Annotated in this window: 25 protein-coding genes; 11 read left to right on the forward strand and 14 right to left on the reverse strand. The window is 69.7% G+C overall.

Annotation, left to right across the window (positions count from 1 at the left end):
• Positions 1–62 precede the first annotated feature (62 nt).
• Positions 63–881 (forward strand): helix-turn-helix domain-containing protein, encoded by an 819-nt coding sequence (locus AL346_RS08625; RefSeq protein ID WP_019402497.1) that lies wholly within the window; start codon positions 63–65, stop codon positions 879–881.
• On the opposite strand, the gene modC is transcribed toward AL346_RS08625, so the two are convergent.
• From modC to modA, 3 genes are read right to left on the reverse strand one after another with little or no spacing between them, the layout of a single operon-like run.
• Positions 844–1,941 (reverse strand): molybdenum ABC transporter ATP-binding protein, encoded by a 1,098-nt coding sequence (gene modC, locus AL346_RS08630; protein WP_019402496.1) that lies wholly within the window; start codon positions 1,939–1,941, stop codon positions 844–846. The genes AL346_RS08625 and modC overlap by 38 nt on opposite strands.
• Positions 1,938–2,615, reverse strand: coding sequence for a molybdate ABC transporter permease subunit (gene modB / locus AL346_RS08635; protein WP_019402495.1), 678 nt, complete (start codon positions 2,613–2,615; stop codon positions 1,938–1,940). Before modB ends, modC begins: the two co-directional genes overlap by 4 nt.
• A 7-nt stretch (positions 2,616–2,622) precedes the next feature.
• Positions 2,623–3,378: a molybdate ABC transporter substrate-binding protein gene (gene modA / locus AL346_RS08640; RefSeq protein ID WP_019402494.1), complete on the reverse strand. Its 756-nt coding sequence runs from the start codon at positions 3,376–3,378 to the stop codon at positions 2,623–2,625.
• A 190-nt stretch (positions 3,379–3,568) separates the two neighbouring features.
• On the opposite strand from modA, the gene AL346_RS08645 reads away from it, so the two are divergent.
• On the forward strand, positions 3,569–4,375 hold the full coding sequence (locus AL346_RS08645) for a DUF72 domain-containing protein (protein WP_019402493.1): 807 nt from the start codon (positions 3,569–3,571) through the stop codon (positions 4,373–4,375).
• Here the strand turns inward: AL346_RS08645 and AL346_RS08650 are convergent.
• From AL346_RS08650 to AL346_RS08660, 3 genes are read right to left on the reverse strand one after another with little or no spacing between them, the layout of a single operon-like run.
• Positions 4,356–5,081, reverse strand: coding sequence for an ABC transporter ATP-binding protein (locus AL346_RS08650; RefSeq protein WP_019402492.1), 726 nt, complete (start codon positions 5,079–5,081; stop codon positions 4,356–4,358). The genes AL346_RS08645 and AL346_RS08650 overlap by 20 nt on opposite strands.
• A complete protein-coding gene (locus AL346_RS08655; protein WP_019402491.1) occupies positions 5,078–6,325 on the reverse strand; it encodes an ABC transporter permease in 1,248 nt (415 codons plus the stop codon). Before AL346_RS08655 ends, AL346_RS08650 begins: the two co-directional genes overlap by 4 nt.
• Before the next feature lie 11 nt (positions 6,326–6,336).
• Positions 6,337–7,335 carry an efflux RND transporter periplasmic adaptor subunit gene (locus tag AL346_RS08660; RefSeq protein WP_019402490.1) on the reverse strand — a complete coding sequence of 333 codons (999 nt, stop codon included), beginning with the start codon at positions 7,333–7,335 and terminating at the stop codon, positions 6,337–6,339.
• Between the two features lie 214 nt (positions 7,336–7,549).
• Here AL346_RS08660 and AL346_RS08665 point away from each other — a divergent pair, with 214 nt between their 5' ends.
• The 6 genes from AL346_RS08665 to AL346_RS08690 all read left to right on the forward strand — a co-directional run bounded on the left by AL346_RS08665 (position 7,550) and on the right by AL346_RS08690 (position 16,311).
• On the forward strand, positions 7,550–8,236 hold the full coding sequence (locus AL346_RS08665) for a TetR/AcrR family transcriptional regulator (RefSeq protein WP_019402489.1): 687 nt from the start codon (positions 7,550–7,552) through the stop codon (positions 8,234–8,236).
• A 541-nt stretch (positions 8,237–8,777) separates the two neighbouring features.
• Entirely contained in the window at positions 8,778–12,389 is a 3,612-nt protein-coding gene (locus AL346_RS08670; RefSeq protein ID WP_085953011.1) for an autotransporter domain-containing protein, read from the forward strand.
• Positions 12,390–12,620: 231 nt separating this feature from the next.
• Positions 12,621–13,535, forward strand: a complete 915-nt coding sequence (locus tag AL346_RS08675) for a DMT family transporter (RefSeq protein ID WP_019402487.1) — start codon at positions 12,621–12,623, stop codon at positions 13,533–13,535.
• A gap of 104 nt (positions 13,536–13,639) precedes the next feature.
• On the forward strand, positions 13,640–14,422 hold the full coding sequence (locus AL346_RS08680) for a TIGR00730 family Rossman fold protein (RefSeq protein WP_050996626.1): 783 nt from the start codon (positions 13,640–13,642) through the stop codon (positions 14,420–14,422).
• 32 nt (positions 14,423–14,454) lie between these two features.
• Positions 14,455–15,243, forward strand: coding sequence for a DeoR/GlpR family DNA-binding transcription regulator (locus AL346_RS08685; protein ID WP_019402485.1), 789 nt, complete (start codon positions 14,455–14,457; stop codon positions 15,241–15,243).
• Between the two features lie 114 nt (positions 15,244–15,357).
• Complete coding sequence (locus AL346_RS08690) at positions 15,358–16,311, forward strand: homocysteine S-methyltransferase family protein (protein ID WP_019402484.1); 954 nt, start codon at positions 15,358–15,360, stop codon at positions 16,309–16,311.
• Positions 16,312–16,317: 6 nt separating this feature from the next.
• Here AL346_RS08690 and AL346_RS08695 read toward each other — a convergent pair whose 3' ends face one another.
• Positions 16,318–16,521: a heavy-metal-associated domain-containing protein gene (locus tag AL346_RS08695; protein ID WP_019402483.1), complete on the reverse strand. Its 204-nt coding sequence runs from the start codon at positions 16,519–16,521 to the stop codon at positions 16,318–16,320.
• A 173-nt stretch (positions 16,522–16,694) separates the two neighbouring features.
• On the opposite strand from AL346_RS08695, the gene AL346_RS08700 reads away from it, so the two are divergent.
• Together AL346_RS08700 and cueR are read left to right on the forward strand one after the other, a co-directional pair.
• Entirely contained in the window at positions 16,695–19,211 is a 2,517-nt protein-coding gene (locus tag AL346_RS08700) for a heavy metal translocating P-type ATPase (protein WP_053193532.1), read from the forward strand.
• 11 nt (positions 19,212–19,222) lie between these two features.
• Complete coding sequence (gene cueR / locus AL346_RS08705) at positions 19,223–19,663, forward strand: Cu(I)-responsive transcriptional regulator (protein ID WP_019402481.1); 441 nt, start codon at positions 19,223–19,225, stop codon at positions 19,661–19,663.
• A gap of 11 nt (positions 19,664–19,674) precedes the next feature.
• Here cueR and AL346_RS08710 read toward each other — a convergent pair whose 3' ends face one another.
• Both AL346_RS08710 and AL346_RS08715 read right to left on the reverse strand, forming a co-directional pair.
• Positions 19,675–20,391, reverse strand: a complete 717-nt coding sequence (locus AL346_RS08710) for a hypothetical protein (RefSeq protein ID WP_019402480.1) — start codon at positions 20,389–20,391, stop codon at positions 19,675–19,677.
• Between the two features lie 31 nt (positions 20,392–20,422).
• Entirely contained in the window at positions 20,423–21,160 is a 738-nt protein-coding gene (locus tag AL346_RS08715; RefSeq protein ID WP_019402479.1) for a hypothetical protein, read from the reverse strand.
• Between the two features lie 203 nt (positions 21,161–21,363).
• On the opposite strand from AL346_RS08715, the gene AL346_RS08720 reads away from it, so the two are divergent.
• Positions 21,364–22,128 carry a type II CAAX prenyl endopeptidase Rce1 family protein gene (locus AL346_RS08720; RefSeq protein ID WP_156332720.1) on the forward strand — a complete coding sequence of 255 codons (765 nt, stop codon included), beginning with the start codon at positions 21,364–21,366 and terminating at the stop codon, positions 22,126–22,128.
• 37 nt (positions 22,129–22,165) lie between these two features.
• On the opposite strand, the gene AL346_RS08725 is transcribed toward AL346_RS08720, so the two are convergent.
• The 5 genes from AL346_RS08725 to AL346_RS08745 all read right to left on the reverse strand — a co-directional run bounded on the left by AL346_RS08725 (position 22,166) and on the right by AL346_RS08745 (position 26,192).
• Positions 22,166–22,768, reverse strand: a complete 603-nt coding sequence (locus AL346_RS08725) for a class I SAM-dependent methyltransferase (protein ID WP_019402477.1) — start codon at positions 22,766–22,768, stop codon at positions 22,166–22,168.
• An 80-nt stretch (positions 22,769–22,848) separates the two neighbouring features.
• On the reverse strand, positions 22,849–24,216 hold the full coding sequence (locus AL346_RS08730) for a HAMP domain-containing sensor histidine kinase (protein ID WP_019402476.1): 1,368 nt from the start codon (positions 24,214–24,216) through the stop codon (positions 22,849–22,851).
• The gene (locus AL346_RS08735; protein ID WP_019402475.1) at positions 24,213–24,899 is read right to left on the reverse strand and encodes a response regulator transcription factor; all 687 of its coding nucleotides are present in this window, start codon (positions 24,897–24,899) and stop codon (positions 24,213–24,215) included. The genes AL346_RS08730 and AL346_RS08735 overlap by 4 nt, the downstream gene beginning before the upstream one ends.
• A 140-nt stretch (positions 24,900–25,039) precedes the next feature.
• Entirely contained in the window at positions 25,040–25,576 is a 537-nt protein-coding gene (locus tag AL346_RS08740; protein ID WP_019402474.1) for a carboxymuconolactone decarboxylase family protein, read from the reverse strand.
• 61 nt (positions 25,577–25,637) lie between these two features.
• Positions 25,638–26,192, reverse strand: a complete 555-nt coding sequence (locus AL346_RS08745) for a peroxiredoxin (RefSeq protein WP_019402473.1) — start codon at positions 26,190–26,192, stop codon at positions 25,638–25,640.
• Positions 26,193–26,486 lie beyond the last annotated feature (294 nt).

The raw sequence follows: 26,486 nt of genomic DNA on the forward strand, positions 1-26,486 counted from the left end.
GGCGGCGCGCCAATTAAGCGGCAGGTAATTGGCAAGCGGCGCCGGGGCGTTATCGTCGGGCCATGACCAAGCCCTTCACCACCACCGCCCGCACGGTCGGCGACCACATCCGCGAGTGGCGGCAGCACCGCCGGCTCAGCCAGCTCGCCTTCGCGCTCGACGTCGAGATCTCGCAGAAGCACCTGAGCTTCATCGAGAGCGGCCGCTCGGTGCCGAGCCGGACGATGATCCTGCGGCTCGCCGAGCGCCTCGACGTGCCCCTGCGCGAGCGCAACCTGATGCTCCTGTCCGCCGGCTATGCGCCCGTCTATCCCGAGCGGCGCCTCGACGATCCGGCGCTCGCGCCGGCCCGCCGGGCCATCGACCTCGTGCTCGAAGGCCATGCGCCCTTTCCGGCGCTCGCGCTCGACCGGCACTGGACCATCGTGGCCGCCAATGCGGCGGTGCCGCCGCTCATGGCGCTCGTCGCCGACGAGGCGCTGAAGGAGCCGCCCGTCAACGTGCTGCGCCTCAGCCTGCATCCGGCGGGGCTCGCGCCGCACATCCTCAATCTCGCCGAATGGCGGGCCCATCTCCTCGATCGGCTGCGCCACCAGATCGAGGTGACGGCCGATCCCGCCCTCATGACGCTGATGGAGGAGCTGAAGGCCTTTCCGGCGCCCGAGGGAGGCGCGGACGGCAGCGATTTCGGCGGCGTCCTCGTGCCGCTGCGCCTCGCGACGCCTGGCGGCCCGTTGTCCTTCTTCTCGACCACGACAGTCTTCGGCACGCCCGTCGACATCACCCTCGCGGAGCTCGCGATCGAGGCCTTCTTCCCCGCCGACGAGGCGACCGCCGCCGCGCTCAGCGCCGCACCCCGGGTGCCAGCGCCACGCTCTTGATCTGGGTGTGCACCGCCATGCCCTCGCTCAGTTCGAGCCGCTCGAAGGAGCGGCGCGTGATGCGGGCGAGGATGCGCGCCCCGGCGCCGTCGTGCCCGAGGCCGAGCACGGCCGTGACTTCGTTGTCGCCGGCCTCCACGGCCTGGATGCGCGCCTCGAGCACGTTGAGGATGGTGCTCGGGCCGGGCGGCTCGCGGGCGAGGCTGACGTCGCCCGCCGCGATGCGCAACCGCCGGCGCTCGCCGACCGCCGTGCCGGCCCCGGCCGGCACGATGAAGACGCCGCCGTCCACCGCGAGCGTCGCAAGGCCATAGGCGGCGTCGAGGTGGGTCACGACCGCATCGAGACCGACAGCGGCATCGCGCGCCGTGACGAGCGGCAGGGCAGGGTCGCTCTGCAGGGCGGCGAGCGGCCCGGCGGCGATGACGCGCCCGGCGCGCATCAGCACGAGATGATCGGCGAGCCGCTCGACCTCGCGCATGTCGTGGGTGACGTAGAGGACGGGCAGGGAGAGGGACAGGTGCAGCCGCTCCAGAAAGGGCAGGATCTCGTCCTTGGTGTCCCGGTCGAGGGCCGACAGCGGCTCGTCCATGAGGAGGAGCCGCGGCTGCGACAGGAGCGCCCGTCCGATGGCGACGCGCTGGCGCTCACCCCCGGACAGGTTGTGCGGCGCCCGACTGAGGAGCGGCGACAGGCCGAGCAGCTCGACGACGTCGTCGAACCTCACCGCCGCGTCGGCCGGCACGCGTCCGCGTACGCCGTAGAGCAGGTTTCCCTTCACCGACAGATGCGCGAAGAGGCTCGCTTCCTGGAACACGTAGCCGACGGGCCGCCGGTGCGGCGGGCGGAAGGTGGTTTCGTCCTGCCAGGTCTCGCCGGTGACGCGGCAGGTGCCCGCGAGGCGCTCCAGCCCGGCGATGCAGCGCAGCACCGTCGTCTTGCCGCAGCCGGACGGGCCGAAGACGGCGGTGACGCCCTGCCCGGGAGCCGTGAAGGAGGCTTCGAGTGCAAAGCCGCCGCGGCGCCCGGCGAGCGCGACCTCGATCGTCGGCGCCGTCATTCGCGCACCCGCCCCACCCGCCGGTCGATCAGCGTCACCGCCAGGATGACGAGGAAGGCGAAGGCGACCATGCCGGCGGCCAGCATGTTGGCCTCGCGCCACTGCAGTGCCTCCACATAGTCGTAGATGGCGACCGACAGCACCTTGGTCTCGCCCGGAATATTGCCGCCGATCATGAGCACGACGCCGAATTCGCCGACCGTATGGGCAAAGCCGAGCACCGCCCCGGTGAGGAAGCCGGGGCGGGCGAGCGGCACCGCCACGGTCCAGAAGGCGCGGGCGGGCGAGGCGCGCAGCGTCGCCGCGACCTCGAGCGGCCGCTCGCCCATCGCCGCGAAGGCGTTGCGGATAGGCTGCACCACGAAGGGCATGGAATAGACGACCGAGCCGATGACGAGCCCCTCGAAGGTGAAGGCGAGCGTGCGCGCGCCCCACAGGCCGGCGACGAGGCCGCCCGGCCCGGAGGGGCCGAGCGCCACGAGCAGGTAGAAGCCGAGCACCGTCGGCGGCAGCACGATGGGCAAGGCGACGATGGCCGCGACCACCTCGGCCCACCAGCGCCGCGACCGCGCCAGCCACCAGGCGAGCGGCGTGCCGATGACGAGGAGCACGAGGGTGGTGACGGCCGCCAGCTGGAGCGTGAGGCGGACGGCCGTCCAGATCTCCTCGGACATGGCCCGTTCAGCTCGCGCCGCCGCCGGTGCCGTAGCCGTAGCGTTCGATGATGCGGCGCGCCTCGGGCCCCTTGAGGAAGGTGATGAAGGCCTCGGCGGCCTCGTTGCCGGCCGCCTTCTTCAGCAGCACGGCATCCTGCCGGATCGGCTGGTGCATGTGCTCGGGCACCAGCCAGCGCGAGCCGCCCTCCCGGCCGACGAGCTGTGCGGCGGCGACGAAGCCGAACTCGGCATTGCCGGTGTCGACGAACTGGAACGTCTGGGCAATGTTGTTGCCCTGCACCAGCTTGGGCTCGACCGCCGTGAGGACGCCGAGCGCCGTCAGGGTCTCGACGGCGGCCGCGCCGTAGGGGGCGGTCTTCGGATTGGCGATGGCGAGCCTGGAGAAATCGCCCGCGCGCAGGGCCTCCTCGCCGGCTGTCCGGCCGGCGTCCCTGCTCCACAGCACCAGGCGACCGACGGCATAGGTGAAGCGGCTGTCCTTCTCCGCCAGGCCCTCGGCGACCGCCTGCTGCGGCCGCTCGGCATCGGCGGAGAGGAAGACGCCAAAGGGCGCGTCCTGGGTGATCTGCGTATAGAGCTGGCCCGTCGCGCCGAAGCTCAAGACGGCGTCGTGCCCGGTCTTCTCCTTGAAGGCGGCGGCGATCTCCTTCGCGGGCTCCGTGAAATTGGCGGCGACGGCGACATGGACCTCGCCGGCAAGCGCCGGGCCGCCGAGCACGGCCGCGAGAAAAAGGGCAAGGACCGCTGGCTTCGTCTTCATCGGCGGAGGGCTCCGTGCGGACGGCGACTGCCGATCCGGGTCCTGGGGCAGGCGTTATATTCCGACGTATATAACGTGCCCGCCGGCTGCAGGGAAGCGCCGGCGGTGTTATCGTCGCGCGAAACGGGTGGCCGCGGGCCTGCGGCCGTGGCAGGAGCCGCCCGGTCTGCAACGAACAGGGAGACGAGACGTGCCGCAAGACGCAGCGCCCGGCATTCGCATCGGCATCGGCGGCTGGACCTACGAGCCCTGGCGCGGGACCTTCTATCCCGAGGGCCTCGCCCAGAAGCGCGAGCTCGAATATGCGAGCCGCAAGCTCACCTCCATCGAGATCAACGGCACGTTCTACGGCTCGCAGAAGCCCGAGAGCTTCGCCAGATGGCGCGAGGAGACGCCGGAGGGCTTCGTCTTCGCCCTCAAGGGGCCACGCTTCGCCACCAACCGGCGCGTGCTGGCCGAGGCGGGCGAATCGATCGAGCGCTTCGTCACGGGCGGCCTTGCCGAACTCAGGGAGAAGCTCGGCCCCATCAACTGGCAGTTCGCCCCGACGAAGAAGTTCGACCCGGACGACTTCGCCGCTTTCCTGGCGCTGTTGCCGAAATCCGTCGACGGGCTCGCCCTGCGCCATGTGGTGGAGGTGCGCCACGACAGCTTCCGCTCGCCGGATTTCATGGCCCTCCTGCGCGAGCACGAGGTTGCGCTCGTCGTTGCGGGGGACAGCAAATATCCGCAGATCGCCGACGTGACGGCGCCCTTCGTCTACGCCCGCATCATGGGCACCAGCGAGGGCGAGGACCTCGGCTACGCGCCCGCCGCGCTCGATGCCTGGGCGGAGCGCACCCGCGCCTGGGCGGCGGGCGGGGCGCCGGACGACCTCGAGACCGTCACCCGCCATGTCGCGGCGCCGCAGGGGCGGGACGTGTACCTTTATGTCATCAGCGGCCACAAAGTGGCCAATCCGGCGGCCGCGATGGCGCTCATCGAGCGTCTGGCGTAGCGGGTTCCGCCTCTTTCGCGTCGTTGCGCTCGTCGCTCACCACCTTGCCGTCGACGAGATGGATGCGCCGGTCGACGCGACCCGCGATGTCCAGGTCGTGGGTGACGGCGACGACGGTCTTGCCGCGCTGGCGCACGAGGTCGTCGAGGATGAGGAAGACCTGCTCGGAGCTCTTCGAATCGAGGCTGCCGGTCGGCTCGTCGGCGAGCACGAGCGGCGGGTCGTTGGCGAGCGCCCGCGCCACCGCGACGCGCTGGCGCTGCCCGCCGGAGAGCTGGTCCGGCCGCTTGTCGAGATGATCGGCAAGGCCGATCGCCGCGAGGAGCTCGGCCGCGCGCTTTCGCATCTCGCCGGGCGAGAGCCGGCCGAGCTTGCGCATGGGGATCTCGACATTCTCGCGCGCCGTGAACTCCGGCAGCAGGAAGTGAAACTGAAAGACGAAGCCGATGGTGGCGAGCCGCAGCTTCGCCCGTGCCTCGTCGTCGAGGCCGGATGTGTCGTGCCCGGCGAGGCTGAGCCTCCCCTCCGTCGGCTCGTCGAGCAGCCCGAGCAGGTAGAGCAGGGAGGACTTGCCGGAGCCCGAGGGGCCGGTGATGGCGATGAATTCGCGCTCGCCGATGGTCAGCGACACGTCGCGCACGAGGGTGACCGGCACGGTAGCGGGCAGGATGCGGGTCAGCCCGCGGGCTTCGATGAGCGGGCTCATGACGCCCCCCGGATGATGTCGACCGGGTTGAGCCGCGCCGCCTGGCGCGCCGGCAGGTAGCCTGCGACGGCCGCCGAGGCGAGGGCGAAGCCCGCGGCGATGACGTAGTGCCAGATGCTCCAGGCGAGCGGCAGGCGGGTCATCTCGCGCCCCACCGCCGCGCCCGACAATTCGAAGTGGACGAGCGACATGGCGTAGCACAGGGAAAAGCCCATGACCCAGCCGAGGGCGGAGCCGCCGAGTCCGAGCGCGAGACCCTCGACGAGGAACAGGCGGCGCATGTCCCCTTGCGTGAAGCCGAGCGACTTCAGGATGGCGATGTCGCGCGCCTTCTCGTGGGTGATGGTCGAGATGATGTTGAAGATGCCGAAGCCGGCGACGAGCATGATGGCGCCGACCACCGTGTACATGATGACGTTGCGGATCACGAGCGCCTCGAGCAGGGATTCGTTCGCCTCCTGCCAGGGCACGGTCTTGTAGCCGGTCTGCGCCTCCGCGCGCCGGGCGACGGCCGGTGCGGCGGCCGGGTCGTCGAGCTTGATGCGGATGTCGTTGATGGCGTTGGGCCGCTCGCTCAGGATCTGCGCATTCTTGAGCAGCACGTAGCCCTCGCCCTCGTCGCGGGCGGTCGTGCCGGTATGGAACAGGCCGACGATCTTGAAGCCCCGCGACTGGCCCGTCGACGAGACGACCGTGACGGTGGTGCCGAGCCGGGCGCCGAGCCGCTCTGCCAGCCGGTCGCCGACGATGATGTTGTTGCCGCCGCCGGCGAGCGAGGCGAAGCTGCCTTCGAGGAAGTCACCCGCGACGGAGGAGACGGCCGCCTCCTCCTCGGGGTCGATGCCGATGATGCTGATGCCGACGTCGCGCCCGGCATAGCGCACGACGCCCTGCGTCCTGAGGCTCATCGAGATGCGGCCGGGCACGAAGGCGCGCAGCATGGCGCCGACCTCGGCCGGGTTGAGGATGCCGCGCCGGTCTTCCTTCGGCCTCAGGCCGGCGATGGCGGCGAGCGCGAAGACGTCCTCAGCCGGCTGGCGGCGCGCGGTGCGGCGCTCGTCGGTGATCTGCACGTGCGGCATGGTGTCGACCAGCTGCGCCATGAAGTCGTCCTCGCCGCCCTGCATCAGCGAGGCCATGGCGATGGAGAAGCCGACGCCGAGCGCGACACCCGCGATGGCGACGACCGTCTGCCGCCCGCGCCCGAGGATATGCGTGATGGCGAGTTCGAGGAGGAGGCGCATGGTTCACCTCTTCACCGCTCCGCCGGCCTGACCTTCGCGCCGTCGGCGAGCGTCTCGGGCACCGGCGAGATGATGCGCTGATCGTCGTCGAGGCCGGACAGGATCTCCACCTCGCGCGGGCCGCGAATGCCGGTCTCGACGGGATGGCGGCGCGCCACGCCATCCGCGACGGTGAAGACCGCATTCTCGCGGATCGCCTCGGCGGGCACCAGCAGGGCGTTGTCCGCCACGCGGATGACGATGTTGATCTCGACCGTCATGCCGATCATCAGCGGCGTGTCGTCCGGCAGGGCGAGGTAGACGCGATAGGTTTTGGCGACCGGGTCGCCCTTGGGCGTGATCCGGTCGACGCTCGCCTCGAGCTGCCGGCCGGGGAAGGCGTCGGCCTGGAGAAGGACGCGCTGGCCCGCCGCGATGCGCGGGATATCCTCCTCGTTCACGTCCGCGACGACCTGCAGGGGCTTGGGCTTGCCGACCCAGAACAGCACGGTGCCGGGCTCGGCGATCTCGCCCACCTCGCCGTCCTGCCGCAGCACCACCCCGGACATCGGTGCGCGCAGCACGTAGTTCTCGAGCCGCGCCTTGTGGCCGGAGATGAGTGCTTCCGCCTGGTTGACCTCGCTGCGCGCCCGGTCGAGCGCCTGCTGGCTCGCCGCATTGCGCTCGATGAGCACCGACAGGCGCTCGTGTTCCGCTGCGGCCAGGCGCTCGCGGGCCCGCAATTCGGCCAGCGTCGCATCGGCCTGGCGGCTGTCGAGGCGGGCGAGCACGGTGCCTTCCTCCACATCCTGACCCTCGCAGTTGCACAGCTCGACGATGTGCTCGCGGATGAGCGGCGTGACCTTGGCCCAGGTGCGCGGCTCGACGACGCCGGTCGCATAGACGATCTCGGCAGCGTCTCCCCGCCGCGGGGCCACGAGCTCGACGCTTGTCGGGCGCATGAAGGACCACACGCCGGCCCCGCCGGCGGCGACGAGCCCGATGAGGACGAGGATGCGCGAAGTCTTCACGACGTCTCTCCGGAACGCCTCCAGCGCGGGAGGGCCTGTACCCTAGCCGACCCTGACCATGACCTGCCGGGGCATGTTCCACATTGCGCTGCGTCAGCCGGCGAAAATGCCGGTTGCGGCAGAGCCGCCGCCGGCGTTATTCTTCCGACCGACGGTCGGTCATATTACAGACCGGCGGTCGGTCGTCAAGAAGCAAGGCGCGAAGGCAAGAGGCATGCCCCGCATCGTCAAGCATCCGCAGGAGCGCCGCAGCGAGCTTCTCGAGGCCGCCCGGGGGCTGTTCTTCGAGCGCGGCTACGAAGCGACGACGATCAACGACATCATCGCGCGGGCCGGCATCTCCAAAGGCGGCTTCTATCATCACTTCGCGTCGAAGGAGGATGTGCTGGAGGCGCTCGCCGAGGCCATGGCGCGCGAAAGCCTCGCCCAGCTGCAGGCGATCCTCGACGAGCCGGGGCTCGATGCGCTCGGACGGCTCAACGCCTTCCTCGGTCGCGCCCGCCGCCTCAAGGTGGAGCAGGCGCCGGCCATCCGGGCCATGTTCTACGTCATCTTCCGGCCCGGCAACCTCGTGCTCTACCACCGGCTGAACGCCGCCGTCGGCGCCGTGACGCTGCCGGCGCTCGCCCGGATCATCGCCCAGGGGCGGGAGGAGGGCGTCTTCGACGTGCCGGACGTACAGGCCGTCGCCGAGATCATCCTGGCCCTGGGCACGAGCACGCACGATGCCGTCGCCCGCGCCGTCAACGCCGACACGCCCGAGGGCGAGGCGGCGGCCGCCGCGCTGGACGAGCGACTGCGCATGCACGGCATCGCCCTCGACCGCATCCTCGGCCTGCCCGACGGGAGCGTCCGCTTCGTCGAGCCGGGCTTCGCGAAGGCGCTCATGGCGCCCGCATAGGCGCTGGACGGGACCGGCAGCGCCTCCTCCAGGGTCGGGCTCGCCTCTTCACTTCTCCTCGTCCATCTCCGCCGACCGGGCCGCGGTCGCACCGGCGCGGCGTGCGCTGCGATGCGCGTGCGCCGATTGCAAAGGCAGGCGCGGGGTGAACTTACCGTCGGACGCTTTTCATAATAAGATCTGATGATATCGAAATGAATATAGCATAAGCAGCCATATATTACAGTTATTCATAAATAAGAGAAATTTTCATTTCTTATCAATGTATACGCAGGCCGGCCGAATGAGGCTGTGGATATACTGGTAATCGTGCTCCTGTGCGCGGATTGCTTTGCGCAAGCCGCAAGCTGCCTTGAGTCGCGGGCGTGATGGCGGCTTTGCTAAGGGCCAGCGTTTTTGGGGGGCGCTCCTCGCTACAGAACCTTGCCGCCATCGGCATCGCGTCCGGCGCAGATCCGTCGGATCGCGCACGGCCGCTTGGCATCCTGAAAGCTCACCCCCGCCTCGACCCAATCCGTGCTCAGAACGAGTAGAGGATAATATGAAGCCGGCTAAAAATATAGAACTGGGCAGCTCATTGTTGGCGCTCGTGGTGGCGACGTCGTCCTCGGCCCTGGCGCAGACCAACTCCTGGACGGGAGGAAGCTCGTTTTACTACACGTGCGGGACCAGCACTTGCGCGGCGGCTGGTGACAACCAATGGGGCAACGCAGCCAACTGGGCTGCCGGCCTTCCGACGGCGACGCAGGACGTCAACATCGGCCTTTCGACCTATCAAAGCGGCACGAGCTTCCGTCCTGTCCAGCACGATACCGTCCAGATCTCCGCTGCCACGAGCGCGGCGGCCGGCAACCTCTTCATCGGCTTTTCCGGCGGCAGAACGAACAGCGGCAGCTTCGGTGCGGGCAACCTCACCAATCTCGGCACGCTGACGGTCACCAACACGATGGTCGTCGGCTCGACCGGCGTCGGAAGCTTCAGCAATTCGGGCACCGCCACCGTGGGCGGCAGTCTGATCGTCGGCAGTGCCTTCCAGGGCTCCGTCAGCAACAGCGGCACGATCGCGGTCAGTGGCAGCACCGTCATCGGCCAGCTCGGCGGGGTCGCGGGCGCCGTCACCCTGACCGGGACGGGCAGCCTTCTCACCGGCGGCAATCTCACCGTCGGCGAAGCGGGGTCCGGCTCGCTTTTCATCGCATCCGGCAGCTCCGCCGTCACCAACGGCCGGGTGACGCTCGGCACGAATTCGTCGGGCGCGGGCCTGATCGTCAATGAGGGCCAGATGACCACCGGCGACCGGCTCATCGTCGGCGAGGCGGGCTACGGCCATATCCGGACCATCGGGGCGACGGCGACGACGGCCACGGCGGGAGACATCGCACTCGGAGCCACCGCGACCGGCGTCGGCATCGCGATCACGAGCCAGGGCACCATGAGCGGCGGCGGACGCCTCGACGTCGGCGTGCGCGGCGAGGGATACCTGATCGTCGACCAGGGCGGCGAGGTCAACAATGGGGTCGGCGTCATCGCCAAGGAGCCGGGGGCGCGCGGCTATGCGCTCGTGACCGGCGCCGACAGCCTGTGGGACAATCGCCAGTCCCTCACCCTCGCCTCGGAGAGCAACACCGCCGGCGTCCTCGTCATCAACGACGGCGGCACGGTGCGCATCGCCGACGGCGAGGGCACGCTGGTCATCGGCGAGAAAGCCGGCTCCACCGGCATCCTCAACATCGGTGCCATGTCGCCGCAGGGCGTCGACTACGGCTTGTACGCGGATGTGAAGACCTATCTCGGCGGCACCGACACGGATGCGAATGCGCGTGCGCCGGGCACGCTCGACGCCGCCTTCGTCCGCTTCGGAGAGGGCGCCGGCACGGTCAATTTCAAGCATACGGGCGACGAGGCCCTCGACTACCGCTTCAAGGCCGGCTTCGTCGGCCTCGGCACCGTCAACCATTTCGAGGGCTTTACGGTGCTGGACGGGGATTCGTCCGGCTTCACCGGCCCGGCCCACGTCCACGGCGGCACCATGGTCGTCAACAACGTGCTCGCCGGCAACGTCACGGTGCATTCGGGCGGCACGCTGCGCATCGGCCACGAGGGGCCGAACGACACCGGCGAGACCGGCCACGTCGTCAACGACATCGTCAATGACGGCGTCGTGCAGTTCAACCGGTCCAACGCCTATACCTACGGCCAGGTCATCAGCGGGACGGGCGCCGTCGAGCAGATCGGCACCGGGACGACGATTCTGACCGGCGCCAATACCTATACCGGCCCCACCACCATCTTCCGCGGCACGCTGCAGCTGGGCGACGGCGGCACCACCGGCTCCATCGACGCCACCTCCGGTGTCGACATCCGCGCCGACGGCACCCTCGCCTTCAACCGCTCCGACGTGAAGGTCTTCGACCGTCAGATCACCGGTACCGGCACGATCAGGCAGATCGGCTCCGGCGTGACGCGCCTCACCGCCGACAGCTCGGGCTTCACGGGCAGTACTTTCATCGATGCCGGCACGCTCTCCGTCAACGGCATCCTCGGCGGCACGGTCGACGTCAACACCGGCGGCACGCTCGAAGGCCTCGGGCAGGTAGGTACCACCGTCGTGCATGCCGGCGGCACCATCGCCCCGGGCAACGCGACCGATCCGGGCAGGACACCCATCGGCACGCTCACGATCGCCGGCAACTTCACGCAGGAGGCCGGCTCCTTCTACCAGACCGAGGTGCGCTCGACCGGCGAGAGCGACCTGATCCACGTCACTGGCACGGCGACGATCGATCCGGGCGCCGTCCTCAACGTGACCAAGATCGATCCGGCCCGCTACGAGCTCGAGCACCGCTACACGGTGCTGACGGCGGACGGGGGCCGCACCGGCACCTACACGCTGACCGGCGATACGTGGGTGTCGACCTTCTACCGGGTGGAGGACCATTACGACGCCAACAACGTCTATCTCGACGTGGCGCAATATCGTCTGTTCCAGGAGGCCGGGCGCACGGTCAACCAGATCAACGCGGCGACGGCGGCGCAGGAGCTCAAGTGGCAGCGCGATCCCGCCACCAACTACCCGACCAACGCACTCTTCCGCGCCATCGCCTATCTGCAGACGGACGAGGAGGCGCGCTACGCCTTCGACCAGATCTCGGGTGAGATCTACGCCTCGACCAAGGCCGGGCTCCTGGAGGAGAGCCGCTTCATCCGCGAGGCGACGGGCAACCGCCTGCGCAGCGCCCTCGGCGGCCTCGGCCGCAAGATGCCCACGCACGAGCCGAGCCGCAACATCAAGGACCCGATGCCGCGGCAGGTCCCGCCCAGGATCGAGGACGGTCTCGTCCTGTGGGGGCAGGGCTTCGGCACATGGAGCAGCACCAACGGCGATGGCAATGCCGCCTCGCTCGATCACAGCACGGGCGGCTTCCTCATCGGCGCGGATGTGCCGGTCGCGGAGAGGTTCCGCGTCGGCCTCGTCGGCGGCTACAGCAAGTCCCGGTTCAGCGTCGACGAGCGCCATTCGCGGGCATCAAGCGACAATTATCACATCGGCCTCTATGGCGGGGCGGAATGGAACCGGCTCGGCCTGCAGCTCGGCGCCAGCTACACCTGGCACGACATCTCGACCACGCGCGACGTGCGCTTCCCCGGCTTCTCGGAGAGCCTGGCCTCGAGCTATGACGCCAGCACGCTGCAGGCCTACGGCGATCTCGGCTACGCGATTCGCTGGAACGCGCTGAAGCTGGAGCCTTTCGGCGGCCTCGCCTATGTCAGGCTCGAGGAGGACGGCTATCGCGAAAAGGTTGGTGTCGCCGCCCTGACCGGCACCGGCCATTCCTCGGACAAGCTCTATGGCACCCTGGGCCTGCGCCTCGAGCGCCAGTTCGACCTCGGCGACATGGCGCTGACCGCCCGCGGCATGCTCGGCTGGCGCCATGCCTTCGGCAAGTCGACGCTCAGCGCCGTCCATGCCTTTGCCGGCAGCAGCCCCTTCACGGTCTACGGCGTGCCGATCGCGAAGAACGTGGGTGTCGTGGAGGCGGGCCTCGACGCCGCCTTCACGAAGGACCTGACCGTGGGTGTCGCCTATTCGGGGCAGTTCAGCAAGTCGACCGAGATGCACGGCGTCCACGGCAATGTGAACTGGAAATTCTGAAGGTGGCCTGTCGAGCCGGCTCCGGTTCACGCCGGAGCCGGCCGATTGCCTCCCCGGTGCCGGTCACGCTTCCCGCGGCCGTCGACGATCAACGCGCGCCTCGCGCTGACGATGCCTCCCCACAATGCCGCCGGCGAGCCATGCAATCGGCGCGCTTGCCTTTCCCGTTGCGCCGGGCGATGCACGGATATTGAGCAGGTCGGCACATGTCCTGCCACGGGGAGACGCACCATGTCGGCAACACCGGCACGCGAGGATGACGCGGCCGCCTCCAAGGCGTCGCCGCCCGGCAACGCCCTCCTGGGCATCAGCCTGATGATGCTCGGCATCTTCATGTTTTCCGTCAACGACGTGCTCGGCAAATGGCTGGTCGCCACCTTCACGGTGGCGCAGGTGCTGCTGATCCGCAGCTTCGCGGCGCTTCTCGTCCTTGCACCCTTCGTGTGGCGCGAGGGCCTCGGCAATATCCTCACGCTGCCGAAGCCGGGGCTGCAGCTCGCCCGCGTCGTCTTCGCCACCTTGGAAGTCGTGTTCTTCTACTGGGCGGTCATCGGCCTGCCGCTCGCCGACGTCGTCACCTATTATCTCGCCGGCCCCATCTACGTGACGGCGCTGTCGGCGCTCTTCCTGCGCGAGAAGGTCGGCTGGCGGCGCTGGACGGCGGTGCTCGTCGGCTTTGCCGGCGTTCTCATCGCGCTGCGCCCGTCGGCGGCGACGCTCGACGTCTATGCGCTCGTGGCGCTGCTCGGCAGCATCTTCTTCGCGCTCTTGATGATCACGACGCGCCACCTGCGCGGCACGAGCGACACGTCCCTCGTCTTCTGGCAGACGCTCGGCGCGCTCGTCTTCGGCATCGCGCTCGCGCCCTTCGGCTGGGTGCCGCCGGAGGCGGGCGATTTCGCGCTGCTGTCTCTCCTCGGCGTCGTGGCGCTCGCGGCCCACATCAGCGTGACGCGGGCGCTCAAGCACGCCAGCGCTTCGGTGCTCGCGCCCTACCAGTACATGCTGATCGTCTGGGCGGTCATCCTCGGCTATCTCGTCTTCGGCGACATCCCGGATGCGGCCATGCTCGCGGGCGCGGCCATCATCATCGCGGCGGGCCTCTTCATCTTCCTGCGCGAGCAGACGCTGCTGCGCCGGCGCTGACCCCGCGGGCTCGACAAAGCCGCCGGGCCTGCTAATCGGGAAGGGTTCGAAACGACGCTGAACGAGCGAGGCAGGCGGTGACGACCGAGGACAACCGGCAGCAGATGCAATCCCCCTCCTACCGCCTGCCGGCGCTGGACCAGGACTTCCTGCTCGGGGATTCCATGCGCGGCGTGCGCTTCCTGCTCGAATATGCCAAGGCCGAGGAGGCGCTGCGCGACTGGGGCGTGCGCTCCACCATCGTCGTCTTCGGCACCGCGCGCGCCCGGCCGCTCGACGCTGCGGCCGAGGACGAGGCGATCGGCGACCGCGAGCGCAAGCAGCTCGCCCGCCGCGCCCGCTGGTACGAGGAGGCGCGCCGCTTCGGCCGCATCGCCTCCGAGCGTGGCGGGGCCATGGAGCACGGCGACGGCCAGCGCGACAACGTCATCGCCACGGGCGGCGGGCCCGGCATCATGGAGGCGGCGAACCGCGGCGCCTTCGAGGCCGGCGCGCCCTCCATCGGCTTCAACATCACCCTGCAGCACGAGCAGGAGCCGAACGCCTATTCGACGCCCGAGCTCACCTTCCGCTTCCATTATTTCGCGATGCGCAAGATGCATCTCGCCATGCGCGCCAATGCCCTCGTCGTCTTCCCCGGCGGTTTCGGCACGCTCGACGAATTGTTCGAGCTGCTCACCCTGCAGCAGACGCAGAAGGCGCCGCGCCTGCCCGTCGTGCTCTACGACGAGAGCTACTGGCGCTCGATCATCAATTTCAACGCCCTGGCCGAGGAGGGGACGATCTCCCCGCACGATCTCGAGCTGATCGATTTCGCCGAGAGCGCCGAGGAAATCTGGGATAAGCTCGTTGCCTCCGGCCTCAGGCTGCCCTCACAATCGCCCTGATCCGAATCGGCCCGAGCGGCAAGGGCGGCCCCATGAGCGACAGCATCACCCCGCGCCAGCAGGACATCCTGGCCATCGCGCGCGTCCAGGGCCGTGTCAATGTCGAGGATCTCGCCGGGCGCTTCGAGGTGACGCCGCAGACCATCCGCAAGGATCTCAACGAGCTCTGCGACCGGCGGCTGATGACGCGGGTGCACGGCGGCGCCATCGTCGTCTCGGGCGTCGAGAACCTGTCCTACGAGGCCCGCCGCCTCATCGCCCACACCAGCAAGCGGGCGATCGGCGAGGCGGCGGCGCGGCTGGTGCCCAACAACGCCTCGCTCTTCATCAACATCGGCACGACGACGGAGGAGGTGGCGCGCGCGCTCGTCGACCACGAGGGCCTGCTCGTCATCACCAACAACCTCAACGTGGCGACGCTGCTCTACCGCCACCCGGCCATCGAAGTCATCCTCGCGGGCGGGCCGGTGCGCCGCGCCGACGGGGCCATCATCGGCTCGGCCGCGGTCGAGTTCGTGCGCCAGTTCAAGGTGGACTATGCGGTCATCGGCGCCTCGGCCATCGACGAGGACGGTGCGCTGCTCGATTTCGACTACCGGGAGGTGCGGGTGGCGCGCGCCATCATCGAGAATGCGCGCCGCGTCGTCCTCGTCGCCGATGCGCACAAGCTCGACCGCACGGCGCCGGTCCGCATCGCCGACCTGCGCGAGGTCGATGTCTTCGTGACCGACCGGTTGACCTCCGCCCCCTTGCGCGAGTTGTGCGCCGAGCACGGCGTGGAGATCGTCGAGGTGGGCGAGACGCAGGTCGAGGAGGCGTAGCCGCGCGCTGCGCTAGGATAGCCGCTCCCGGCCGGGCGCCATGTGCGCCCCGGCACGGACGGTGCGCGCCGCGAGCGCGCCTCATGGGCCGTTGCACGCTGAAAGGAGCGGACGATGGCACTCTACCGACAGCGACTGCCGCAGCTCGACGGTCAGCCCTTCCTGGCGGATGGCGGGCTGGAGACCACCCTCGTCTTTCACGACAATCTCGACCTGCCCTGCTTTGCCGCCTTTCCTCTCGTGCTCGACGAGGAGGGCCGCGAGCGCCTGAGCCGTTATTTCGTGCCCTATCTCGAGCTCGCCCGCGCCCGCGGCGTCGGCTTCGTGCTCGACACGGCGACGTGGCGGGCCAGCCCTGAGTGGGGTGCGCGCCTCGGCTATACCATGGCCGACCTCGCCCGGGTGCAGCGGGCCTCCGTCACGCTTGCGGAGGAGCTGCGCCGGCGTTTCGAGGCCGCCGGCACCCCCATCGTCATCAACGGGGCCATCGGCCCGCGCGGCGACGGCTATGTCGCCGACACCAGCATGTCGCCCGCGGAGGCGGAGAGCTACCACGGCCATCAGGTCGACGCGCTCGCGGCCACGGAGGCCGACATGGTGAGCGCCATCACCATGACCTATGCGCGCGAGGCCGCCGGCATCGCCCGCGCCGCGCGGGCGAACGCCATGCCGGTCGCCATTTCGTTCACGGTGGAGACCGACGGGCGGCTGCCGTCCGGCGAGAGCCTTGCCGAAGCCATCGCGATGGTGGATGACGAGACCGGCGGCTATCCCGCCTATTACATGATCAACTGCGCACATCCGACGCATTTTTCCGGAGTGCTCGACGAGGCGGCCGCGGATGCCCCCTGGCGCCGCCGCATCGGCGGCATCCGCGCCAATGCCTCGGCCATGAGCCATGCCGAGCTCGACGCGGCGACCGAGCTCGATCCCGGCGATCCGGCCGATCTCGGCCGGCGCTACAGGACGTTGCGCCAGGGGCTCATGCAGCACGTGTGCGTGCTCGGCGGCTGCTGCGGCACCGACGTCCGCCACCTGCGCGCGATCTGCGAGGAGTGCCTCGACTGACACCGCTCAGGCGGCGATCCGCTCCGCCTGATAGCCGGCTTCGTCGATGGCGCGGCGGATCTCGGCCTCGTCGCGCGTCGTCTTGACCGTCACCTTGCGGGCGGGAAGGTCGACGGCAACCTCGGCGTGGGCATCGAGCGCCTTGACGGCGCGCTCGATGGCCGCGACGCAATGGCCGCAGCTCATCTCGGGAACCTGGAACGTGAGCATGGATGATCTCCGGAATGAATGATTCCGGCCCTGTCTAATCCTTCCCATCATGGTAAGGTCAAGCGGCGTCAGCCGATGGAGGGCCCTTGCAACGGCTCTTGCAACGGCCCTTGACCTTCCCATCATGGGAAGCCTCATGTGAGGGGCAACTTCGAGACATGCGGGAGTTGCCGATGAAGAGATCACCCGACGAGGCCGGCTCGGCCGGCGCCGTCGCCGCGCAGGGCCCGACGGTTTTCCTGCCCATCGAGGGCATGACCTGCGCCTCCTGCGTGCGGCGCGTCGAGAGGGCCATCGCCGACGCCTCCGGTGTCGCGGCGGCCGACGTCAATCTCGCGACCGAGCGGGCGCGCATCGCCTTCGCCGGCCGCGACGCCGATATCGCGCCCGTCGTCGCCGCCGTCGCCGAGGCCGGCTATTCGGTCGCCGTCGAGACCAGCCGCTTCGCCGTCGACGGCATGACCTGCGCCTCCTGCGTCGCGCGTATCGAGAAGGCGCTCCGCGCGGTGCCCGGCGTCATCGCGGCGAGCGTCAACCTCGCCACCGGCGAGGCCCTCGTGCGGCATGCCGCAGGTACGGTCGACGCGGCTGCGCTCGTCGCGGCGGTGGAGCGGGCCGGCTACGGCATGCGCCCGCTCGACGGGGACGCGGCCGGCGAGGCCGAGGCGACGGACCGGCGCGACGAGGAGGCGCGCATCCTGCGCCGCGACGTCGCCCTGGCCGCCGTCATGACGCTGCCGATCGTCGTCGTGGAGATGGGGGCTCATCTCTTCTCCGATTTCCACCACTGGGTGATGGCGACGCTCGGCGATCTCAACTGGCCGCTGCAGTTCGCGCTGACGGCCGCCGTGCTCGCCCTGCCCGGCCGCCGCTTCTTCGCGAAGGGCGTGCCCGCCCTTGTGCGCGGCGCGCCGGACATGAACGCCCTCGTCGTGCTCGGCGCGGGCGCGGCCTTCCTCTATTCGAGCGTGGCGACCTTTGCTCCCGCCCTGCTGCCGGCCGAGACGACCCACGTCTATTTCGAGGCGGCGGCGGTCATCGTCACCCTCATCCTCGTCGGCCGCTATCTGGAGGCGCGGGCGAAGGGCCGCACCGGCGAGGCCGTGCGCCGCCTCGTCGGCCTGCAGCCGCGCACGGCGCGCGTCCTGCGCGACGGCATCGAGCGCGAGATCGCCATCGGCGAGGTCGCGGCGGGCGATGTCGTCGTGGTGCGCCCGGGCGAGCGCATCGCCGTCGACGGCGAGGTCGTGGACGGCCGTTCCTTCGTCGACGAATCGATGATCACGGGCGAGCCGGTCCCCGTCGCCAAGGAGGCGGGGGCGGAGGTGGTGGCGGGCACCGTCAACGGCACCGGCTCCTTCACCTTCCGCGCCACCAAGGTGGGCGCCGAGACGCTGCTCGCCCAGATCATCCGCATGGTCGAGGCGGCCCAGGGCGCGAAGCTGCCCATCCAGGGCCTCGTCGACAAGGTCACGGCCTGGTTCGTGCCGGCGGTCGTCGCCGTCGCGAGCGCGACCTTCCTCGCCTGGTTGGCCCTCGGCCCCGATCCGGCGCTGTCCTTTGCGCTCGTCAATGCGGTCGCGGTGCTCATCATCGCCTGCCCCTGCGCCATGGGGCTCGCGACACCCACCTCGATCATGGTCGCCACGGGCCGGGCGGCGGAGCTCGGCGTCCTCTTCCGCAAGGGGGACGCGCTGCAGAGCCTGCGCGGCGTGCGCACCGTCGCCCTCGACAAGACGGGCACCCTGACCGAGGGCCGGCCGTCGCTGACCGACCTCGTCACCGCGGAGGGCTTCGACGAGGCCGAGGTGCTCAGCCTCCTCGCCTCGGCCGAGGCGCGCTCCGAGCACCCGATCGCCCAGGCTGTGGTGCGCGCCGCCGAGGAGCGGGGCCTTGGCCTCACCCCCGCCGAAGCCTTTTCGGCGGATCCCGGCTTCGGTGTCAGCGCCGTCATCGCGGGCCGCCGGGTCGAGGTCGGCGCGGACCGCCTGATGCAACGGCTCGGCGTGGCCGTCGCGCCCTTCGCCGAAGAGGCGGCGCGGCTCGCGGACGAGGGGCGCACGCCGCTCTATGTCGCCGTCGACGGGCGTCTCGCCGCCATCGTCGCCGTCGCGGACACGGTCAAGCCCTCGACGCCGGCCGCTCTGGCGGCCCTGCATGCGCTCGGCCTGTCCGTCGTGATGATCACGGGCGACAACCGGCGCACGGCCGAGGCGGTCGCCCGGCGTCTCGGCATCGACGCCGTGGAGGCGGAGGTCTTGCCCGGCGGCAAGGTCGAGGTCGTCGAGCGGCTGAAGCGCGCCGGCCCCGTCGCCTTCGTCGGCGACGGCATCAACGATGCGCCGGCGCTCGCCGCCGCCGATGTCGGCATCGCCATCGGCACCGGGACGGATGTCGCCATCGAGAGCGCCGACGTGGTGCTGATGTCGGGCGCTCTCACCGGGGTCGCGACGGCGCTCGCCCTGTCGCGGGCGACCATGCGCAACATCACCGAAAACCTCTTCTGGGCCTTCGCCTACAACGTCGCGCTCATCCCCGTGGCGGCGGGCGTGCTCTATCCGGCTGCCGGCATCCTGCTGTCGCCGATGCTGGCCGCCGGTGCCATGGCCCTGTCGAGCGTCTTCGTCGTCACCAACGCCCTGCGGCTGCGGCGGTTTTCGCCGCCGCAGCCGGCAGGCGCCGGAAGCTGAGGAGCAAACCCATGAACATCGGCGAAGCCGCGGCCGCCTCCGGCGTCTCGGCCAAGATGATCCGCTACTACGAACAGATCGGCCTCGTCGCCAGCGTCGCGCGCACCGAGGCGGGCTACCGCGTCTATTCGACGAGCGATATCCACCGGCTGCGCTTCATCCGCCGTGCGCGCGACCTCGGCTTCTCCGTCAAGGAGATCGGCGAGCTGCTCGCCCTCTGGGCCGACCGCGGGCGTGCCAGCGCCGACGTCAAGCGCATCGCCACCACCCATATCGCCGATCTCGAGGAGAAGATGCGGCAGATCCGCGAGATGGTGAGCACGCTCAGGCATCTCGCCGACCATTGCCAGGGCGACGACCGGCCCCACTGCCCCATCATCGACAACCTCGCCCGAGGCGACCTCGACGAGGAGCCGCAGAAGCGGACGGCGAGGCACCCTGCGCGGGTGTGACGGCGGGGTGCTCAGCCCGGGTTGAAGGTGGTCGCGCCGAGACGGTGGCGCAGCTCGATGCAGTGGAACTGCGCGAAGACCTGAGTCAGCCAGTCCCGCAGGCAGCTGCGGGCCACCATGGAGGGCAGGCCGTGTTCGGCGTCGGTCCCCTCGACGAGCCCGAGCCGCATGCGCTCCAGCCGGCGCAGGATGGAGGGCGCGAGCGGGGGGATCGCCAGGCAATGCTCGAAACGCGCGAAGGCCGAGCCGGCCGCCTCGCAGATGTGCTCGTTGAGCACAACGATGGTCTCCGCCGGGTTGATGCGGGCGCGCAGCTGCGCGGCATGGACGTCGAGCTCCTCGAGCGAACATCCGTGCAGCAGCAGCACCAGCCTGAAGTCGCGCAGGGCGGCTTCCGAGGCGAAGTCCATCTGCTCCATGAGGTCGAGGAACGGCTCGTAGGAGCCGTGCCACAGGTCGACGATACGCGCTTCCGGCCCCGCCTGCAGCATGCCCTCGAACAGCCGCATCTGTCCGGCGGTGGTGGAGAGGTTGACGATCTCGGCCGCGCCGTTCGTTGTCGCAGTCAGCTCCGCATCGTGCGGGTTGAGGTCGAAGGCCAGGGGCGGTGGCCCGTTCGCCCGGCAGAACTCCAGGAAGAGTCGCGCGGAGAGGGTCTTGCCGGCGTGCGCCAGAGGCCCGCAGGCGATGAAGATGGGCGTCCAGCCACTCATGAGGACGTGCCGCATTGGGGCTTCCAACTGGTTGCGCCGGTCCCGCTCAGGCTTTCGCCGAGCGGGCCGTCATGATGTCGTGGAAATGCACGCGGTCGAATTCCGCGCAGACGGCCCGCAGCCAGGTGCGGACATAGCCGCGCAGCACGAAGGAATAGCCGGCCTCCTCGCCGTCGCGCGTCCTGTCGGCGACGAAGGTGGAAAAGCTGGTTCCCGCGAGCTCCACCTGCTCGTAGGCCATCTCGTTGAGCTTCGGGATGGTGATCTCGCCCGCGCATTTGACCTTGCCGAAATAGGCCTTCGACGTCGTCGGGCTCCAGTCGAAGAAGGTCGTGTCGTTCATCTTGTTCTTCACTAGGAAATAATGGGCGTCATCCGTGAAGGGAGCGGTCTCGGCGATCTCGTCCAGCGAGGCGATGGACGGCCCGAGGACATGCAGGATGATGAAATTGAAGCGCTTTTCGGCCACCGCCTCGAGAAAGCCCATGTCACGCAGGGCGGCGAGGGTGCGGACCATCTGTCCGGCGCACACGTCGATGACGCTTGCCTTGACGTCGGTGCGCGAGAGCGTGTCGACGATGCGCATCTGGCCGGTCGTCTGGGTCAGGTCGACGATCTCGCTGATATCAGGGTGAAAACGCTGCAGCGTGCCGCGTGGGGCCTCGGTGTCGAAGGCGCGTGGCAGGACACTGCGCTCGTTGAGATAGTCCAGAAGGCTGCGGCACGTCGTGGTCTTGCCGACGCCGCCCTTGTCGGCGCCGACCAGGATAACCGTGTGTTTCATGAAAAACCCCACTGAAAAGAAAGGCTTGTGAAAAAGGACCGTGTGAAAGCAAAGGCATTATTCACGCAATGGTTGTGACACGTCAAGAATGCAATTTCAGTGGCAGGGTGCTGCTGCGGCGCCGGTTCATCATGTACCGGTAATCTCGCCGCTCTAGCAGAGCCTGCAGCGCCGCCATGGCGCATCATCGCAGCAGGCTGAACATGCGGATATCCGTTCATTATCGGCTCGTCCTGGTGTTGTCGGGGCTCGGCGTCGTGGCTTCGCTTGCCACCCTGCCGGTGACCTTCGCCCTCCATGACGAGATCGCCGACCTGCCGCCCCGGCCGGTGCTGGTCGCCGGGATGATGCTGCAGGCATCGGTCGTCTTCGCGCTCGCCGCTCACCTCGGCCTGAGGGCCGCCGCACGCGTCGGGCTTCCCGGAGCGCCGCTGCTGGCGGCGCTGGCCGGCGGGCAGCCCGCGTCTCTCGCGGGCGCGCGGCTCGGCCGGGCGGTGGCGGCCGGGCTCTGTACCGGCCTTCTGGTGGTGGCTGCGGATGTGCTCCTCTTCCGCGGCGTTCTGCCGCCGTCGGCGGCCGCCTTCGGCGAGGTCGTCCTGTGCAAGCGTCTCCTCGCCGGTCTTCTCTATGGCGGCCTCGCCGAGGAGATCCTGCTGCGCCTCTTCCTCTTGTCCGCGCTCGTCTATCTTCTTGCGCGGGGCTGGCGCGCAGGCGCACGGGCAGGGGCCGCGCCGATCGTCCTCGCCATCGTGATAGCGGCCCTGGTCTTCGGCCTCGGCCATCTGCCGGCGACGGCGGCCCTCGTCCCGCTGACGCCGGCGATCATCCTGCGTGCCTTGCTGCTCAACGGCCTCGTGGGTGTCGTCTGCGGGCTCATCTACGTCCGGCGGGGGCTGGAGGCCGCGATGGCCGCCCATGCGGCCGCGCATCTTCCCCTGCAGATCGCGCCGATGCTGCTCATGTCCTGAGGGCGGGCGTCTCATCGTGCAGGAGATGTTCAGCCCTTCACGCGTGCTGCACGCCGCGCCTCTGCGGGCGGGCGGTGATGCGATAGACCGCCGCCGGCGGCACGTTGCGCACGGTACGGCCGAGGAGCGTCGCCTTGAGGCCGAGCCGGTCGAGGATGGTCCGCGGCACGGGGCAGCGCATGCCGTAGGTGAACTGGTAGAAGGCGCCCTGCGGCCTGAGGTGACGAAAGGCGCCGTCGAGAACGGCCATGACCTTGCGCGGCGACAGGTTGAGCAGCGGCAGGCCGCTGACGACGGCCCCGGCCGGACGTCCGTCGAACAGCTCGACCTGGGCAAGGCGGGCCGCGTCCATCCACAGCACCCGGGCCCTGCCGAAGCGCGCCTGCAGCAGGCGGGCGAAATCGGAGCCGTATTCGACGAGAACGAGGTCGCGGGCGTCGACGCCGCGGGCGAGGATCGCCTCGGTGAAGGCGCCGGTGCCGGGGCCGAGCTCGATGACGGGCGCGGAACGCGGCCCGATCTCGCGCGTGATGAGCTCGGCGAGTGCGGGGCCGGATGGCGCAACGGCACCGACATGGACCGGGTCGGCGCACCAGGCGCGCAGGAACTGGACGAGATCGGACGGACGGGCGACGGACATGGCTTGCGACGATCCTTCCTATGGCGGGCCCCATGCGCTTGTCGCCGGCCCGGATTGTGGAAGCATGACGCCCGCCCGGATCAGTCCTCCGGCTGCGGCAGGGTGATGCGGAAGCAGGCGCCGCCGCCGGGCGCATCGACGACGGCGATGGTGCCGCCGTGCAGACGCACGATCTCGACGACGAGATGCAGCCCGAGGCCGGTGCCGTGCGAGCGCGTGTCGAGGCGCTGGAAAGGCTCGAAGATCTGCTCGCGCTGGGCCGCAGGGATGCCGTTGCCGTCGTCCGCGATCTCGACGATGCCGCCTTCGGCAACTGTTATGGTGATGAGGCCGGGCCGGCCGGCATGGTCGATGGCGTTCTGCACGAGATTGGTCAGCGCCCGCGCCAGCCCGAGCGGGTCGCCACGCACCTTCATCGTCTTCACACGCGCCTCGAACGACAGCTCGAAGCCCGCGGCGATGGCGAGCGGGGCAAGGTCGGCGGCGACCTCGCGCGCCAGGGCGACGAGGTCGAGGGTCGTCATGGCACAGGGCGCCGCATCGATGCGCTGCAGGTCCAATAGCTGGCCGGCGAGGTTGGAGAGGCGGGCAGCGTCGGCGAGCAGGCGCTGCCGCTGCGGGCTGTCGTCGAGCGCCTCGAGCCGCGTCGTCAGGATGGCGATGGGCGTGCGCAGCTCGTGCGCGGCATCGACGAGGAACCGCTGGCGCCGCTCGTAGCCGTCGTCGAGACGGGCGAGGGCGTCGTTGACGGCCGTGACGAGCGGCACGACCTCGGCCGGCACGCCGTCGAGCGGCAGGCACCCGCCGCGCCGGCCGGCGTCGATCTGGCGCGCCTTCTCGGCGACGGTCCTCAGGCCGGACAGCGCCCGGCCGACGACGAGCGGCGTCGCGGTCAGCGTCGCCAGTGCCATGACGAGGACGATGGGCAGGACGATCCCGGCGACGCTGATCGCGACCGCCCAGACGACGCGTCGCAGGGGGATGTAGCTGCCGGGTCCGGTCAGCACCTGCACGCGTCCGGCGGCCGTGTCCATCTGCTTCAGGCGGGCGATCTGCCGTGGCGGATCGCCGAGGTTCCAGCCGAAGCGGGCCTGGCCGACCCCCATGGCGACGGCGCCGATGCGCGCATATTCCTCCGGTACCCGTCCTTCGGAGAGGATGATGCCATCCTTGTCGCGCACGACGAACCACAGATCGGGCGAGCGCCGTCGCAAGTCGGCGAGCTGCCGCGTCGGACGAAGGACGAGGCCGCCGCCGCTGTCGCGCCCGAGGGCATGGGCCACCGCCTCGAGGATCGCGTCCTCGGGCTCGAGCTTGCTGGCGAAGTGGCCGCCCAGCCAGAGCGCGAGGAAGGCCGCGACGACGACGAGCGCGATGACGGCGGCCTGCACCGCGATGAGCCGCGTCACCAGGCGCCGCTTGAGCGAATGGCGCGTTCCGCCCCTCATGTGGCGGGCCGCAGCAGGTAGCCGACGCCGCGGACATTGTGGATCTCGAGCCCCGCCCCGGCTTCGGTCAGCTTGCGGCGCAGGCGCGAGACATGGGCATCGAGCGCGTTGGACTGGATCTCGTCGCTGTAGCCGTAGACCGCTTCCTCGAGCACGGCGCGCATCACGGTGCGGCCGGCACGGCGCAGCAGCGTCTCGAGCACCAGGAGCTCACGGCGCGGCAGGTCGAGGCGCGCGCCCCCGACGTTCGCCTCGCGATGCTCGGTGTCGAAGGTCAGATGGCCGATGCGCAGCGAGCGCTGCGAGACGGCGCCCGGCCGGCGCAGGATGGCACGCAGGCGCGCCAGCAGTTCCTCGACGGCGAAGGGCTTGGGCACATAATCGTCGGCGCCGGCGTCGAGGCCGGCAATCCGGTCCTCGATGTCGCCGCGGGCTGTCAGCACGATGACCGGCAGATGGCGCAACGCCTCGCGTTCGCCGCTCCTGAGCCCGCGGACGAGGTCGAGGCCTTCGCCGTCCGGCAGGCGACGGTCGACGAGAACGGCGTGGTGCACGTCGCCCGCCAGCGCCTCGCGCGCCTCGGCGAGGCTCGTCACGTGATCGAGCACGATGTCGTGGCGCTGCAGGGCCGACGCCAGGGCGCCGGCCATCTCGACCTCATCTTCGACGAGCAGGATCCGCAATGGTCGCTCCGCTGTGCCGGACCATCATCTGTGAGCGGCGATCATTGCGGAAGCGTTGCGCCGCGCGGGTCCTGCCGTGCCCGGAATGAAAAAGGGCCGCGCGTGGCGGCCCTTCGCTCGTCCCGGCCGGCAGGCGCGGCTCACGCGGCCGTCGCGAGCGCGGCGGCCTCCAGCGCCACGGCGGCGGATTGGATGATGGCGGCGAAGCGCACCGCCGTCTGCACGGTGGCCGTCGGCAGGCCGGCATCCTTGAGCACCTTCTCGTGCGCGTCGATGCACATGCCGCAGCCGTTGATGGCCGAGACGGCCAGGGACCACAGCTCGAAATCGACCTTGTCGACGCCCGGGTTGCCGATGACGTTCATGCGCAGCTTCGCCGGCAGGGTGCCGTATTCCTTGTTCGAGGCAAGGTGCACGAAGCGGTAGTAGACGTTGTTCATCGCCATGATCGAGGCGGCGGCGCGGGCGGCGTCGAGTGCCACCGGCGACAGCTTGGCCTTGGCCTCGGCCTCGCAGGCGGCGGCCACCTCGGCGTTGCGGGTGGCGATGCCGCAGGCGAGGATGAGGCCGTATTTCTGCTGCTCGCTCAGGGTTTCGTCCTGCGCCAGCGACGAGAGGTTGAGCCGCACGTCCTTGGCGAAGTCGGGGATCTTGCTCTTCAGCGTGTCGAACGACATCGATTGCGTCCTTGGCTTCAAGGGCGGGTGAGGGCCGGGCATGCTCGCCCGGCCCCGCGGCTCACGCGGCCTTCAGCGTGGCGCCACCGACCTCGCGGTTGCAGGGGCAGAGCTCGTCCGTCTGCAGGGCGTCGAGAACGCGCAGCGTGTCCTTGGGGTTGCGGCCGACGTTGAGGTTGGTCGCATAGACGTGCTGGATGGTGTTCTCGTTGTCGACGATGAAGGTGTAGCGGTAGGCGACACCGTCCGGCGAGCGCACGCCGAGCCCGTCGACCAGCGAGCCATTGGTGTCGGCGAAGGACCAGATCGGCAGCTTGTCGAGGTCGGGATGGGCGCGGCGCCAGGCGAGCTTCACGAACTCGTTGTCCGTCGAGCCGCCGAGGACGACGCAGTCACGGTCCGCGAACTCGCCGGCGAGGCGGGCGAACTCGGCGATCTCGGTCGGGCACACGAAGGTGAAGTCCTTCGGATAGAAGAAGATCACCTTCCACTTGCCGGCAAAGCTCTCGTCCGTGATCGTCTCGAAGGCGCTCTGGCCGTTCTCTTCGTGGTTGTTGAAGCCGGGCTTGACGCCGGTGACGCTGAACGAGGGGAGCTTGTCGCCGATTCCGAGCATGTCGCTTCTCCGCAAAGCAGTGGCCGCGCTGCGCCTGCCGCGCCCGCGCCGCCGAGGGAAAATTGGCTGGAAGGAGCCGTGGATACGGCTCCTGTGCATCGCACAAATCATGCACTGCGCCGCGACAATAGCCGCCCGGCGGCGAATGTAAATTGCGCAGGCCGCATGGCGGGCCCGGTGCGACGAATGGCTCGGGATTGGCCGTTTCCCTCCCCCCTTGCGGGGGAGGGTAGGGAGGGGGGTGGTGCAGCCCGGATGATCGCTGTGCTCTTGCGTCGCGGACCCCCACCCCCA

This window comes from Chelatococcus sp. CO-6 (assembly GCF_001271345.1).
GTDB classification, from domain to species: domain Bacteria; phylum Pseudomonadota; class Alphaproteobacteria; order Rhizobiales; family Beijerinckiaceae; genus Chelatococcus_A; species Chelatococcus_A caeni.

What these genes read in the sequence shown, in the direction of transcription:
- AL346_RS08695 (WP_019402483.1), bottom strand. Translation starts at nt 16,521, where the DNA reads ATGCTCACGTTCCAGGTTCCCGAGATGAGCTGCGGCCATTGCGTCGCG.
- modA (WP_019402494.1), bottom strand. Translation starts at nt 3,378, where the DNA reads ATGAAGACGAAGCCAGCGGTCCTTGCCCTTTTTCTCGCGGCCGTGCTC.
- AL346_RS08680 (WP_050996626.1), top strand. Translation starts at nt 13,640, where the DNA reads ATGCAATCCCCCTCCTACCGCCTGCCGGCGCTGGACCAGGACTTCCTG.
- AL346_RS08725 (WP_019402477.1), bottom strand. Translation starts at nt 22,768, where the DNA reads ATGTCCGTCGCCCGTCCGTCCGATCTCGTCCAGTTCCTGCGCGCCTGG.
- AL346_RS08675 (WP_019402487.1), top strand. Translation starts at nt 12,621, where the DNA reads ATGTCGGCAACACCGGCACGCGAGGATGACGCGGCCGCCTCCAAGGCG.
- AL346_RS08720 (WP_156332720.1), top strand. Translation starts at nt 21,364, where the DNA reads ATGCGGATATCCGTTCATTATCGGCTCGTCCTGGTGTTGTCGGGGCTC.
- AL346_RS08670 (WP_085953011.1), top strand. Translation starts at nt 8,778, where the DNA reads ATGAAGCCGGCTAAAAATATAGAACTGGGCAGCTCATTGTTGGCGCTC.
- AL346_RS08710 (WP_019402480.1), bottom strand. Translation starts at nt 20,391, where the DNA reads ATGCGGCACGTCCTCATGAGTGGCTGGACGCCCATCTTCATCGCCTGC.
- modB (WP_019402495.1), bottom strand. Translation starts at nt 2,615, where the DNA reads ATGTCCGAGGAGATCTGGACGGCCGTCCGCCTCACGCTCCAGCTGGCG.
- AL346_RS08740 (WP_019402474.1), bottom strand. Translation starts at nt 25,576, where the DNA reads ATGTCGTTCGACACGCTGAAGAGCAAGATCCCCGACTTCGCCAAGGAC.
- modC (WP_019402496.1), bottom strand. Translation starts at nt 1,941, where the DNA reads ATGACGGCGCCGACGATCGAGGTCGCGCTCGCCGGGCGCCGCGGCGGC.
- AL346_RS08690 (WP_019402484.1), top strand. Translation starts at nt 15,358, where the DNA reads ATGGCACTCTACCGACAGCGACTGCCGCAGCTCGACGGTCAGCCCTTC.
- AL346_RS08665 (WP_019402489.1), top strand. Translation starts at nt 7,550, where the DNA reads ATGCCCCGCATCGTCAAGCATCCGCAGGAGCGCCGCAGCGAGCTTCTC.
- AL346_RS08715 (WP_019402479.1), bottom strand. Translation starts at nt 21,160, where the DNA reads ATGAAACACACGGTTATCCTGGTCGGCGCCGACAAGGGCGGCGTCGGC.
- AL346_RS08745 (WP_019402473.1), bottom strand. Translation starts at nt 26,192, where the DNA reads ATGCTCGGAATCGGCGACAAGCTCCCCTCGTTCAGCGTCACCGGCGTC.
- cueR (WP_019402481.1), top strand. Translation starts at nt 19,223, where the DNA reads ATGAACATCGGCGAAGCCGCGGCCGCCTCCGGCGTCTCGGCCAAGATG.
- AL346_RS08625 (WP_019402497.1), top strand. Translation starts at nt 63, where the DNA reads ATGACCAAGCCCTTCACCACCACCGCCCGCACGGTCGGCGACCACATC.
- AL346_RS08650 (WP_019402492.1), bottom strand. Translation starts at nt 5,081, where the DNA reads ATGAGCCCGCTCATCGAAGCCCGCGGGCTGACCCGCATCCTGCCCGCT.
- AL346_RS08685 (WP_019402485.1), top strand. Translation starts at nt 14,455, where the DNA reads ATGAGCGACAGCATCACCCCGCGCCAGCAGGACATCCTGGCCATCGCG.
- AL346_RS08730 (WP_019402476.1), bottom strand. Translation starts at nt 24,216, where the DNA reads ATGAGGGGCGGAACGCGCCATTCGCTCAAGCGGCGCCTGGTGACGCGG.
- AL346_RS08655 (WP_019402491.1), bottom strand. Translation starts at nt 6,325, where the DNA reads ATGCGCCTCCTCCTCGAACTCGCCATCACGCATATCCTCGGGCGCGGG.
- AL346_RS08700 (WP_053193532.1), top strand. Translation starts at nt 16,695, where the DNA reads ATGAAGAGATCACCCGACGAGGCCGGCTCGGCCGGCGCCGTCGCCGCG.